Here is a 12,737-nt window from a genome sequence, read left to right as displayed (position 1 = left end):
CGGGGGTGCCGTCACCGTGTGATCGGTTCGTCTGGCTATGCAGCACCGACGCTGCAGGTTGCCCCACGTCACTTCATCCAGATGCGGGTGGCTGACTCATGGTCAGTATGATGCCGTCGTGGAACTCAGTTTGGCCGATGCCGAGCGGCTGCGTCGGATCTTGGGTGATCGTGTGGTTGCCGCCCGCGCGATCACCGACAGAGGCTACACCCCGAACCGTCGTTGGGTCGTCGAGCTGGCCGGGGGCCGTTCTGTCTTCGTCAAGCAGGCGGTCAATGAGGAGACAGGGGCCTGGCTACGTACCGAGCACGCGGTCTACTCCTCACTGGGTGGGTCGTTCCTGCCTGAATCGCTAGGGTGGGACGACGACGGCGCGACTCCGATGCTGGTGCTGGAGAACCTCTCCGACGGCGAGTGGCCGCCGCCGTGGACTCCCGAGGCGATCGAGGCAGTGCAGACAAGCCTGGCCGAGCTGCACCGGGTGCCCGCCCCCGCCGACCTGCCGGCTATCGAGGCCAGCCCCTACTGCCAGCAGGGCTGGCGGCTGGTCGCAGAAGACCCCGGCCCTTTCCTCTCGCTCGGCCTGTGCACGCACGGCTGGCTGGACCGGGCGCTGCCTGCTCTGCTCGGCGCGGCCGACAGCCAGACGCTCGCCGGGCGTTCCACCCTCCATCTCGACGTACGCAGCGACAACGTCTTCCTACGCAAAGGCCGTGCGGTCCTGTTCGACTGGAACCACGCCGCCATCGGCAATCCTGAGTTTGACATCGCGTTTTGGCTGCCGAGCCTGCGTGCCGAGGGCGGTCCGCTACCCGAGCGGGTCGTAGCCGACCTCGACCCGGCTATGGCCGCGCACGTGGCGGGTTTCTTCGCCGCGCGCGCAGGCCAGCCGCCTATCCCCGACGCACCGGGGGTCCGCGGCATCCAGCTGGTTCAGCTACGCATCGCCCTGCCCTGGGCCGCGCGTGTGCTGGGCCTGCCGGCTCTGACCTGACCTGCCGCGACCCGGTGCTCGCGGTGCCACTGCGGGCAGATGTTCGCCGACGGGTTTGTTCGGGGTGTGGAGAGCGACCTCTGGCGGCGGCGACACGGCTGGGCCGAGGCCCGCGTCTGGCAGCGTCTGCCTGGCACTGCTGCCCGAGCGCAACGTCGCCGGACAGATTGTCCTGTACCAGGCATTGGTCGACTCGTCACACATCCCCGCAGTGAGCAGGATGGTTATGAGACTTTCGGCCATGTCGGTAGCAGCGGACCGAAGGCGCCCTTGGCGGCGTTGCGGCATAGCAGTTCGGGTTCGTCATCGCTCCAGCCGAACTCCCGGGCGAGCGAATCCAGCTCGGCGGTGAGAGTGGTAGCAGCGGTGGTGCGCGCGTCGGTGTTGACCGTTGCGCGGATGTCCTCGTTCAGGAAACGCGCCACTGGATGTGCCGCCAGCGCGGGCACGGCCCGCGTCAGCACATTGGAGCGTGGACAAGTTTCCAGCACGATCTGATCCCGGCGCAGACGATCCAGTAGCGCCGCTTCCTCGACGCTGCGTACCCCATGCCCGATACGCCAGGCGCCGAGCACGTCCAACGCTTCCCACACGCTCTCGGGACCGACCGCCTCGCCCGCGTGAACGGTCACCGGGATACCTTGGCTGTGCGCCAGGTTGAATGCCTCGACGTGTCGCGCGCCAAGGACCCGCTCGTCGCCCGCCAGATCCAGACCAGCGACGACGTGCCGTAGCCGCGCGGCGGCGTCGGCGACCATGAGACTGATCTCCGGAGACTGCTGGCGTAGGCAACATACGATCAGCGCGGAGCCGACTCCATGTGCGCGCGTTCCCTCCGCCAAGCCGTCGGCCACCGCGATAATCGCATCGTCGATCGCCATGTCCGCGCGGGTGTGCAGCTGCGGAGCGAAGCGGGCTTCACCATAGTCGACCCCATCGGCGGCCCAGTCCGCGACCAGTTCAGCGGCGGTCCGGCGCAGCGCATCCGGGGTCTGCAGCACGTCCAGGGCAATGTCGATGTATGTCAGGAAGGAGGGCAGATCTCCCACGTCCTCCGGTGCGACGGCCAGACGCTCGATGGGCGCGACGAGGGTCAGTCGTGCTGCTGCGGCCATGTTGGCCAGTGTGTTCAGCCGGACCGAGCCGTCGAGATGGCAGTGCAGTTCGCACCGGTTCACGGCATCGGATCCGCGTTCCGAAAGCGACTGGTGGAAAATAGGCACCGAGGCCCTTCAGCCCTTCCTACCAGGGCCACGCAAGCGGAGTGGCCGCTTCGTTGTCGGTCAACGAGCACACGCCCTTCACCCACCCGCTCGTCCAGCGTCATCTGCGCATGAGCCTCTCCAGCCCGCACCCCAGTGTGATGCCTGGGGACGGCTATATTGATCGAACTGAAAAGGCGTGGCTTGAGCCAAATCCAGGTATGCATGGCGCCCTGCGAACCACCTGCGCGAGCAGCATGCGTCGCGCCAGAAGTGTTGTCGCCCGCGCACGCCGGCTATTCGAACACGGTGGCGGACGTCAGCGTGACCGCGGTCAGCGGCCAGTATCCGAATTGACCGTCACGTGGTGGGCGCTATCGGGACACCGATACCGGGAGTTTCACCGCAGACCGCAGACCCAAGCTGCTGGACCATTCCACCTGGCCTGCCAACTCCAGGTTCGGCGCCATGTCGATGATCGCCTCGATCGACTCGGTCATCTCCAGCCGGGCCAAGCCCGCGCCGATGCAGTAATGGCTGCCTTTGCCGAAGCCCAGGTGCGGATTGGGTGAACGGCCGACGTCCACCTCGTCCGGACGTTCAAACACACCAGGGTCGCGATTGGCGGCCAGCAGCATGAACAGTACCCGAGAGCCTTCGTGGAGGTGCTGCCCGGCCACGGTCATCGGCTCGGTCACCACTCTGGGCACGAGGGTGAATGGGGACTCGTAACGGATGAACTCCTCTATCGCGGTCGGGATCAGTGAGCGGTCGCGCTCCAGTCTCTGCATCTGGTCGGGGTGGGCGAGCAACGTGGCCACCGCGTTGGCGATCGCGGCCGAGATCGGGTCGCAGCCGCCGGTCATGAACTGCGCGAACGTGCCCACCACCGCGTGCGCGCCGACGTCGGCCACGGCCAGCATCGGCGAGTCGTCGCGGCCGGTGCGGCGATGTTCCTCCACCAGGTGGTAGACATAGTCGCACATCTGGTCGTAGGACTCCGCCGCAGCCATGGCCCGCGACGCATCCGGCTGCGGCGCACTGATGAAGTCGATGATGTGGTGCGACCAGCGGGAGCAGTTGTCCCACTCCTGCTCTGGAACACCGAGCACCTCCGAGATCACCGCCGTGGCCAGCGGTCTGGCGAAGTCGCTGTTGACGTCGACGACCTCCGCTCTGGCCCGGTCCAACAGTGACCGCGCCGCGGCGCGGACCGCCTCTTGGCGTTTCTGCACCGCTCTCGGGGTCAGCACGCGTTGCACCGACCCGCGCACAACGGTGTGGTAAGGCTCGTTGGAGAAGACCATCCAGCTTTCGTAGAATCGTTGCAGGTCGGCGAATTTCGCCAGGTCTTCGGCGGACAGTTGGGCCATGAATGACGTCGGGCCCTGTGAGGACAGCCGGTGGTCGTACAGGCCCATCTCGACGTCGGCGTGCCGAGTTACCAGCCACGCGCCGACGGCGTCATCCCAGTACATCCGTTGGTGTTCGCGGATCGCACGGAAGGAGGTGTGCCAGTCCCGCAGGGCGTCGGCATCACCGAGGTCGGGTAGGGTCGCCATGTGGATGTCCTCTCTCAGATCAGCAAAGGGGAGCGACGAGTGTGATTAGCTCACGGTAGCTACATGATCGCCTACGGGGGTGGTGGTGGATGGCATGAAAGGTTGGGGTGCCAGGGAAGTCGCGATCGCGGCGACGGTGGCGACACCGCAGAACAGCAGTGCGACATCGACGGTCATGCGCGTGCCGGAGGCAATCGCTGTGGCGGCCAACGGGAGGAAGCTGGCGACGGTGACACCAACTTGGTACGTCACCGCAAGCGCGGAGAATCGCCGGGTAGGCGGGAACAGCTCGGAGAGGAATGCCGCGAGATTACCATAGCAGCCGCCGTGCCCGATCGATATGGCCATGACGTAGATTGCGCTCACCGCGAGTAGGTTTCCACTGTCGAACCACAGCAGCGCCGGGACGGTGGTCGCTGCGGCGACCGCGTAACCGAACACCATCAATGGTTTGCGCCCGATCCGATCCGACAGTGTGGCGAACAGCGGTATCGAGAGACACTGCAACGCGGCGCTGATGACCAGTGCAGTCAGCGCGACATCGTGGCGACCACCTCCTGTGGCCACGGTGGACAGCAGGAAGACGCTGTAGAGCGAGACCGTGCTGCCCACTCCGAGCGCCGCCAGTAGCCCGCACAGCACGTGGCGCGGCTGCTCGCGCAGGACCTGTGCCACCGGTAGCCGCACCACCTCGCCCGCGGCCCTGGCCTGGCTGAACTCAGGGGTCTCGGCGATGCCCAGTCGCACGTACAGTCCGATGCCCACCAGCACCACAGAGGCCAGGAACGGGAGACGCCAGCCCCAGGACAGTAGCTCCTGCCTGGGCAGCTGGGCCAGCGCCGTCCAGGTGAGGGTGCTCAACGCGAGGCCGACCGGGAACCCCAGCAGCGGCCAGCTGCTGTACCATCCGCCCCGGCCCGGTGGGGCGTTCTCCACCGCCAGCAGCACCCCGCCGCCCCACTCGCCGCCGATGCCGATCCCCTGCAACACGCGCAGCACGATCAGCAGCGCGGGGGCCAGCACCCCGACCTGGTTGCTGGTAGGCAGCAGGCCGACGAGAAACGTGGCCATCCCCATCACGCCGAGAGTCAGCACCAGGATCGACTTGCGCCCGACCCGGTCGCCGAGGTGTCCGGCAAGCAGGCCACCGATTGGCCGGGCCAGAAAGCCGGCTGCGTAGGTCGCGAACACAGCCAGGATCTGGGCCTGAGGCGAGCTCTTAGGGAAGAACAGCGGCCCCAGTACCAGCGCCGACGCGGTGGAGTACAGGTAGAAGTCGTACCATTCGATGGCGCTGCCGATCATGCTCGTCAGCAGGATCCGTAGCGCCGACCGGTCCCGGTTATGGGGGGTCGGCAAATGTCTGCTCCTCAACATCGGGGACGGGTTCATGTGGGTGAGCCCGGATCAGACGTCCGTAGTGGACGTACTGGTCCGAGCGGGCGCCGGGGCGCACCCGCAGCTGAGACGCGGAACCAGCCGCACGCCGAAGACGGTTACCCGGGTGTCGCCCGGTCCGGGGTTCAGGGCCTCGTTTACCGCCATATCGGCGAAGCCCGCGATGTCTACCGCCACGGTCGACAACGGCGGCGCGGCGAACTCACCTTCCGGTAGCCCGTCCATGGCCAGCACGGCCAGGTCGTCGGGCACCCGCACCCCCGCAGCCCGCGCCGCAGCGAGCACCCCGTGCGCATGCTCCTCGGTGGTAGCGAAGATCGCGTCCGGCTGGTAGCTGCCCGCTATGGCCGCCAGCGTAGCGCGCATGGCCTCGGCACGGAGGAAGCCGCTGCGCAGCACCGAGGTGACGGGGGCGCCCGCAGCCCGCAGCGCGGCGGAGAACCCCCGCTCGCGGTCGGCCACCGGGGACTCCCGGTCCGGACCGCTCAGACACAGCGGCCTCTTACGGCCATGGCCGACCAGGTGCTCGGCGGCCAGCCAGCCCCCTCGGTAGTCGTCGCCGATGACCAGCGGCCCGTGGAAGCCGATGACTCGCTTGTGGAGCAGCACCACTCGGCAGTCCAGCATCGACAGGACGTGTCGGATCCCGGGGGTATCCGCGGAGTTGACTACGATGAGCGCGGCGGGGGAGAGCCGTGAGAATGCGTCAAGGTAGTGCTCTTCCGCGCTAGGGGAAAACGCCGTGTTGCCTACCAGCAACAGGTGTCCCCGGCGGGCCGCTGCCCGCTCGACCGCGTGGACTAACCGTGCGAAGAACGGGTTGGCTGCGTCGGGCACCACCAGCCCCAGCAGCATTACCCCGCGCATGCTCAGCCCTCGGGCCAGGGCGTTGGGCCGGTACCCCAGTTGCTCAATCGCAGCTAGCACTCTGGCCCTCGTGGCGCCCGCGACCGGTCGCGGGCCACCGTTGACCACGTAGCTGACCACTGCCGTCGAGGTGCCCGCCAACCGCGCCACGTCGTCGCGGGTGACCCGCCCGCCCGCCACCGGCTCACGCTCGCGCACAGTCGGGCCGGCCGGCAGCCGAGCGGCCAGTTCAGTGGCTTGAGTCCTGATCGTCATGGTTGCGCTGCTCTCGACAGGCTGCTACGACGCGGGGCGCGCACCTGCTCGACGACCGCCACCGGCAGCCGGCGGCGTTGCCGGACCACCCTCCAGCAGCGACTGAACCGGCTCGGGGGGCGCCTGCGGTCAGCGACCATTAGGCCCAACCAGGTCCGGGCCACCTGCGGGCGCGGGCCGTCGACCATTCCGCACCGCTCGCCGGCCACCCAGCCTGCGTCGTCCACCGCAGGCAGCGTGCCCGCCGCACGTTAGTCGGGTACGTGCCGCCCGAGTTCCGCGCGCAGCGCGGTGGGCAGCCGACGCTGATCGTCGAGGGCGAGGATGATCGTGTCCGGGGCCAGTCTACGACCGTCGAGCGAACCCGTAGAGCTGCAGCCGCGGGGTGCAGGTGAATGGCGCAACAGCGTGCCCCTGACGCTCCGCCGGCCACCCTCGCCGCGGGTGGGAGCCCGCCCGCCTCACTCACCGGCCACCGGGTAGACCGTTGGATCGTCCAAGGGAACCTTGAGCCAGGAGAGCATCTGCCGCAGCTGATGGTAGGCGGCGAGCCGATGTTCGTCGGAGTCGGCCTCCTCGGCGGTGCGTACCGGCTCCCACATCCTGCGCACCATTGTGGGCCCCAGTTCCAGTAGCCCCGCGCTGCCGCCGGTGGCCCATCTCGCCAGCACGTAGCGCACCAGCGCGCCGACCGGGATCTCCAGCCTGCTCGCCAGGGTGCTCACCGTGGTCAGCGGTTCGAGCCGGGTGTAGTCGGCGACCTCGGCACGGAAGTTGGCATCCGGGTCTTCCGCGGACCACTCCCCGCGCCAGCGCAGCAGCCGTACCACCGGCACGCCCTCGGCGTCGGTCCACGAGGATGCGTCAAGACTCATCCGAACCCCTTCGCGGGGCCTGGCCGAAGAACCCGTAGGGCGAGCGTTCCGCCGGGTCGTTAACCAGATCGTAGAGCTCCACGTTCTCGGTTCCGCGTTCCCAGATGATCTTGTGGTCGGGTTTGCGGACCGCGGTGAGCGCCTTGAGGTGGCGCCAGCGCGGGTCTGCCTTGGCGAGTTCGAGCCGGTAGAACGTCTCGCAGTAGGCGGGCAGGTCCTCGGCGGTGGTGCCCGACTTCATCATTGGCACCAGCGACACCCCGTCGGTCTCCGGCGCGGGAACGTCCACTAGTTCCAGGATTGTGCTCATCACGTCGGCCAGCCGAACCTGGCTGTCCACCACAGTGCCCGGCGAGCCTGCCCACGACGCACGCACGATCAGCGGGACTCGTTGGGTCACGTCGAACAGCAGGGTGCCGTGCCCACGCTCCTCAGGATGGCCCAGCTCGCCCGCATGGTCGTCGGGGTACCAGCCGCCGAGGTCCTCGCCGTGGTCGGAGAACAGCACGACAGCGGTGTCCTCGAGGACAAGGCCGCGCTCGACCAGCCCGTCGAGCAGGTGTCCGACGCTGCGGTCCATGTAGGCGACTTCGCCCTCGTAAGGGTTGCGCACGGGAATGCCCACGTCCTCCGGTGGTTCATAGGGCCAGTGGGAGTCGAAATAGTGCGCGAACAGCAGCACCGGCCTCGGCCCTTGGCGCTCGAACCACCGCAACGCCCGTTCGGTGACCATCGGCGCCCGCTTCATCGCGGTGCCGCGCAGTTCGACGTCGACCACCCGCAGCGCGTCACCACCGTCGGCCAACGGGGGAACCCAATCGTCATAGTGGTCGAAGCCGCGGCCGAGACCGTACCAGGCGTTCATTCCAGGTGAGGCGACGACCGCGCCGGTGGCGTACCCCTGCTCTCGCAGCACCTCGGCGAGTGTCGTCACCTCAGAGTTCATCGATTCCTGGAACAGGTGTCGCACCCCGTGTACCGGTGGCTGCCTGCCCGACAGCACCGTGGCATGGCTGACCGGGGTTAACGGTGAAGAGGATATCGCCTGACTGAACATGACGCTGGACTCGCTGAGTCCGCGCAACGTCGGGAAGATTCCTGAGTATGCGACGTCGGCGCGCAGCGTGTCCAGGGAAATAAGCAGAACATTTTTGCGCGATGTGCTCTTTTGTGACATGCAGATGGAGTTCCCCTCGCGCGCCGAAGATGACCTCTCGCTCAGTCGAGTCTAGGGCGGTCGGCGCTCGGTAGCAAGGCCCAGGCCATATATACGACTGACTCCCCTGTCTGTCGAGGCGCGCGTCCTTCATCGGCTGCGGGGAGCCGCTCGTGGTTGGCCTGGTAGACCTACATGAAGCTGCTTTCGAGCAGATCATAAATTGATCCCTGGTGGGTCGCGGGGAAGAGGATGGATCAGGTGGCAGTACCGATAACGAGACGGGCAGGTAACTAGAGTTTCGCAGTTTTCTTGATCCAGATCAGTGTCTGGCAACGGCTGGATAATTTTCCCGATTGCTTTCGGGTGGATGATTCCCTGGTGCCTGCCGGTGGTATCGCGGTGCGTGGCGGAGGGGTGGAAGGCCAGCGCGAGGGGCTGGTGGCGGGAGCATCAGCGTTTCCTGTACCAACCCGAAAGTTGGACGCCGATGCTCCCGGACGTGACGATACCGGTTTCTCTGGCGGTGCTGCTGGAGGGTTTCCGGCCGTGTTTCACCGCGCCGTCGTTCCGGACGTTCCGGGCGCTCGTCGTGGGGATGCTCGCCACCGGCGGGCGGCGCACGGTGTGCGGGATGCTCGTCGGCGCGGGCCTGTCCACGCTGTGGCCGCACGACCGGGCGCACCGGTTTTTCGCGCGGGCGGTCTGGTCGCCGGAGAAGGTCGGCCTGGCGCTCGCCCGGCTCGTCGTCGACCGCCTCGTCCCGGCCGGGCCGCTGCACGTCGTCGTCGATGACACCCTGTTCCACCGGGCGGGGAAGAAGGTGTGGGCGGTGGGCTGGTTCCACGACGGATCCGCGAAGGGGCCAGACCAGGTCGGGTTCGGCAACAACTGGGTGATCGTCGGCCTCGTCGTGCCGGCGCCGCTGCTCGGCCGGCCGGTCTGCCTGCCGGTCCTGGCCCGCCTGGTCCGCAAGGACACCGTCTCGGCCTCGCGGCTCTGGCTGGCCGCCCGCGCGGTCGAACAGCTGGCCGGGGCGTTCCCCGCCCGCCGGGTCCACGTCGTCGCGGATGCCGCCTACGCCGGCGACGAGCTCAGGGGACTGCCGGCCTCGGTGACCTGGACGACCCGGCTCCGCCGCGACGCCGCCCTGTTCGCCCCCGCCCCACCCCGCACCGGGAGACGTGGCCGGCCCCGACTCAAGGGCGACCGGTTGCCCTCCCTCGCCCAGCTCGCCGCGGCCGCGACGTTCCGCCCGACGGCCGTGACCCGCTACGGCCGCGCCGGGACCGTGCACACGGCGGTCATCCGCTGCCTGTGGTACGGAGTGTTCGGCCCCCGCCCCGTCACCGTCGTCCTCGTCCGCGACACCGACCGGCCCGGGACCTACGACCTCGCGCTCGTCACGACCGACACCCTGACCAGGCCCGCCGAGCTCGTCGCCCGCTATGCGGCCCGCTGGTCGATCGAGGTCGCGATCGCGGACGCGAAGCAGATCTTCGGGGTCGGCCAGGCCCGCAACCGACTCACCGCCGCCGTCGAACGCACCGTCCCGTTCGGCCTGACCTGCCAGACCCTCGCCTTCGCCTGGTACCTCACCACCGGCCACCACCACGGCGACGCCGCCGACCACCGCGCCCGCACCCCCTGGTACACCACCAAGACCCGCCCCTGCACCGCCGACCTCGCCGTCAAGCTCCGCCGCGTCCTGATCACCACCCAATATCAGCCCACACGGCCCGCGAACCCGACCGACGCGGAAATCCACACCCTCCGCCTCGCCTGGGCCACCACCGACAGCGCCCTCGCGGCCTGACCAGCCCCCATCCCGGCCCCACAGCCCGGGAACCAGACAAAACAGACATCGACCCGAGACCGCAAACCAGCTCAAACACCCCACCACGAACCAGCACACCAAACACGCACAGAACACGTCTCACGCGACGTCAACCATAAAATTGGAGATCAAGAAAACCGCGAAAGTCGAGAGGTAACTCGTTCGGGCATGGCACTCCCCTGATCATGGGGTTCATGCGCCAGCCTGACCGCTGTCCGAGACGCCATCCCTGCCGCGACATCATTTTCGATCGATCGACAGCGTTCTTGACCAGCCCGTGACCACGGCTGACAGTGAGGATGTACGTGAGCCCCGCACCGGTCGGCCTAACGACCCTCGGTTGCTAGTACTACTAGGACTTTGTTAGGTGACTCTGGCTGGCTTGGCTGGTAGCGGTTCGTAGGGGCGGTGGCAGGTGTGGCAGGCGCCGGTCCAGACGGCGAGCAGGGTCTGGAGCATGCGGAGGACTCCGTAGAGGGTCAGGCCGGCGCAGGGGCTTTTGGGGTGCGGCGCAGCTGGGTGCAGAGGGCTTGGGCGAGGCAGGTGAGGGTGACGTGGCGGTGCCAGCCGTCGAAGGATCGGCCTTCGTAGTGGTCCAGGCCGAGGCCGTCTTTGAGTTCGCGGTAGTCGTGCTCGACGCGCCAGCGCAGCTTCGCGAGCCGGACGAGTCGGCGCAGGGGGATGTCCGGGGGCAGGGTGGACAGCCAGTAGTCGGTGGGTTCGTTCTTGCCAGGGGGCCATTCGGCGAGCAGCCAGCAGGCGGGCAGGCTGCGGTCATCGTCTCGGGTCAGGGCTTTGGCGGCGGGGCGGACCCGCAGGGCCAGGAACCTGGAGCGCATCAGCGCGGCCGTGTTGCCGGGGGTCTTGTGGGTGCCGCGCCGCCAGGTCACCCACCGCAGCGCACCGCGGCCGGCGGCCAGGACCAGGGCTTTCAAGGTCGCCGGCGGGTCCGGGTAGGCAGGCAGCGGCGGGCGACCGCTGCCCGTGTACGGCGCGGTCACGGGTTCGGCGGCCCCCGGGTGGGCGGTGGCGGTCGGGGTGACCCCGACCGTGTAGACCAGGCCGCGGTCGGTCAGGCCCTGGCGGAACTGCGCGCAGTCGCCGTAGCCGGCGTCGGCGAGTACCGGCCGGGCGGGCACACCCCAGCCGGCGATCTCGTCGAGCATGTCCAGCGCCAGACGCCACTTCTCCCGATGCCGCGCACCGTCGGGAACACCTGCCTTCTCGCGGCGGGCACGCACCACCGCGGCCTCGTCCGGGTCGTCGAGGCCGGTGTCGTCCCAGCTGGCAGGCAGGAACAGCCGCCAGTCCAGCGCCGCCGACGCCCAGTCCGTCGCCGCGTGCACGGACACCCCGATCTGACAGTTCCCGACCTTGCCCAACGTCCCCGAGTACATCCGGGCCACCCCAGGCGACGCCGCCCCGTCCTTCACGAAGCCCGTGTCATCGATGACCAGCGCCTCCGGGCGGACGAACCCGACCGCCCAGCCGGCCAGCCGGGCGCGAACCTCGGCGTAGTCCCACGTCGAGTTCCGCAGGAACTGCTGCAACTGCTGCAACTGCTGATGATCCACCCCGAGGCGCTCCGCCATCGGCTGCACGCTCTTGCGCTTCCCGTCCAACAGCAGCCCCCGCAGATACAGCTCACCCTTGGCCCGCTGATCCCTACGCGGCAGATCCACGAACATCCGCGCCGCGAACTCCTCCACGACCGGACGCACCACCGCCATCTCCTCCGGCGTCACAGCAAGCAGCCAACCAGACCCGGATCCCCACCCCACAACCACACGATCAACAACCTAACAAAGTCCTACTACAGCGGAACCTCTCGGCGTGTCGGCGGCGACACGCCGAGATGGCGCTCGGCCGAGACTGAAGATCCATCACAAAGACGCAGGTCGCGGCACTGGCGCATCTGTTGATCACGACACCTGTTGTTGTAGTCCTAGCCCAACGCCCGACTGACCTTGGTGTCCTCACTCGGATCTGAGGCTGTGTCGGTGCGGGGCTAGGTGTGCCTCACCGGACGGGCGGGTGACCTTATAGGAGCCTGGCCAGAGGCCCCTTCACTGCCTTTTCCGTCGCCTGGCTGGTGCGTGCCGCCCCTGCCAGCCGAGGTGAAGGGACAGCTGTTCCACGCTGACACAGCACCAGCAGACGGTCGAGGTCACAGGTGACGTCAACACTCACAAGGACAGCCATACCCCGGCGGCGCTCGACAGCACCGGGCGGCTGCTCGTGTCGGCACCGCGGCCGGCTACGGCCAGCTGCTCGACTGGCTGCGCGGCTTCGGCACGCTAGTGCGGGTTGGGGCCGAGGGGACCGGTGCCTATGGCGCCATCCTGGCGCGCTGCTGACGGGTGTGCATTTCTTCGCGGCGGCCGTGAGAGTGGCCGCCGACTATTGGTGAGTTCACCAGCAGGAGTAGCAACCTTCCGCTGACTTCTATGATGTGGGGATCGGCGCCTGGGCCGCTGGCCGGACCACGCCGCGGCCCGGCCAGCCAGCGCATCGCCCTCGGTGGCAGGGCCGTGCCGGGCTCATGCGACCGCGGCGGCAAGCCCTCGGCGCTCGTTGTGGCGCTCGACCAC

Annotated in this window: 9 protein-coding genes; 2 read left to right on the top strand and 7 right to left on the bottom strand. The window is 68.2% G+C overall.

The genetic code is table 11. The features are described from left to right. Positions 1-118 precede the first annotated feature (118 nt). Positions 119-994 (top strand): phosphotransferase, encoded by an 876-nt coding sequence (locus tag FRANCCI3_RS08925; protein WP_023841609.1) that lies wholly within the window; start codon positions 119-121, stop codon positions 992-994. A gap of 224 nt (positions 995-1,218) precedes the next feature. Here the strand turns inward: FRANCCI3_RS08925 and add are convergent, their stop codons facing one another. The 6 genes from add to FRANCCI3_RS08895 all read right to left on the bottom strand — a co-directional run bounded on the left by add (position 1,219) and on the right by FRANCCI3_RS08895 (position 8,330). Further along, positions 1,219-2,217 carry an adenosine deaminase gene (gene add, locus FRANCCI3_RS08920; protein WP_011436208.1) on the bottom strand — a complete coding sequence of 333 codons (999 nt, stop codon included), beginning with the start codon at positions 2,215-2,217 and terminating at the stop codon, positions 1,219-1,221. A gap of 353 nt (positions 2,218-2,570) precedes the next feature. Continuing rightward, positions 2,571-3,758: a cytochrome P450 gene (locus FRANCCI3_RS08915; RefSeq protein ID WP_011436207.1), complete on the bottom strand. Its 1,188-nt coding sequence runs from the start codon at positions 3,756-3,758 to the stop codon at positions 2,571-2,573. Positions 3,759-3,803: 45 nt separating this feature from the next. Further along, the gene (locus FRANCCI3_RS08910) at positions 3,804-5,117 is read right to left on the bottom strand and encodes an MFS transporter (protein ID WP_011436206.1); all 1,314 of its coding nucleotides are present in this window, start codon (positions 5,115-5,117) and stop codon (positions 3,804-3,806) included. Positions 5,118-5,165: 48 nt separating this feature from the next. Continuing rightward, the gene (locus tag FRANCCI3_RS08905) at positions 5,166-6,278 is read right to left on the bottom strand and encodes a LacI family DNA-binding transcriptional regulator (protein ID WP_011436205.1); all 1,113 of its coding nucleotides are present in this window, start codon (positions 6,276-6,278) and stop codon (positions 5,166-5,168) included. A 461-nt stretch (positions 6,279-6,739) separates the two neighbouring features. Then, positions 6,740-7,153 (bottom strand): DUF6027 family protein, encoded by a 414-nt coding sequence (locus FRANCCI3_RS08900; protein ID WP_011436204.1) that lies wholly within the window; start codon positions 7,151-7,153, stop codon positions 6,740-6,742. After that, positions 7,143-8,330, bottom strand: coding sequence for a sulfatase (locus FRANCCI3_RS08895; protein WP_011436203.1), 1,188 nt, complete (start codon positions 8,328-8,330; stop codon positions 7,143-7,145). The genes FRANCCI3_RS08900 and FRANCCI3_RS08895 overlap by 11 nt, the downstream gene beginning before the upstream one ends. Positions 8,331-8,811: 481 nt before the next feature. Between FRANCCI3_RS08895 and FRANCCI3_RS08890 the strand changes: the two genes are divergently transcribed. Next, positions 8,812-10,125: an IS701 family transposase gene (locus FRANCCI3_RS08890; RefSeq protein ID WP_235463413.1), complete on the top strand. Its 1,314-nt coding sequence runs from the start codon at positions 8,812-8,814 to the stop codon at positions 10,123-10,125. A gap of 500 nt (positions 10,126-10,625) precedes the next feature. On the opposite strand, the gene FRANCCI3_RS08885 is transcribed toward FRANCCI3_RS08890, so the two are convergent. Further along, positions 10,626-11,891: an IS701 family transposase gene (locus FRANCCI3_RS08885; protein ID WP_373420612.1), complete on the bottom strand. Its 1,266-nt coding sequence runs from the start codon at positions 11,889-11,891 to the stop codon at positions 10,626-10,628. Positions 11,892-12,737 lie beyond the last annotated feature (846 nt).

Source organism: Frankia casuarinae (assembly GCF_000013345.1).
GTDB classification, from domain to species: Bacteria; Actinomycetota; Actinomycetes; order Frankiales; family Frankiaceae; genus Frankia; species Frankia casuarinae.
The sequence above is the reverse complement of the archived record's forward strand: the minus strand, read 5'-3'. Positions and strand labels throughout refer to the sequence as shown.

Bases quoted from the DNA above. Each gene is read 5' to 3' on its own strand.
- FRANCCI3_RS08915 (WP_011436207.1), bottom strand. From the start codon at position 3,758: ATGGCGACCCTACCCGACCTCGGTGATGCCGACGCCCTGCGGGACTGG.
- FRANCCI3_RS08900 (WP_011436204.1), bottom strand. From the start codon at position 7,153: ATGAGTCTTGACGCATCCTCGTGGACCGACGCCGAGGGCGTGCCGGTG.
- FRANCCI3_RS08905 (WP_011436205.1), bottom strand. From the start codon at position 6,278: ATGACGATCAGGACTCAAGCCACTGAACTGGCCGCTCGGCTGCCGGCC.
- FRANCCI3_RS08895 (WP_011436203.1), bottom strand. From the start codon at position 8,330: ATGTCACAAAAGAGCACATCGCGCAAAAATGTTCTGCTTATTTCCCTG.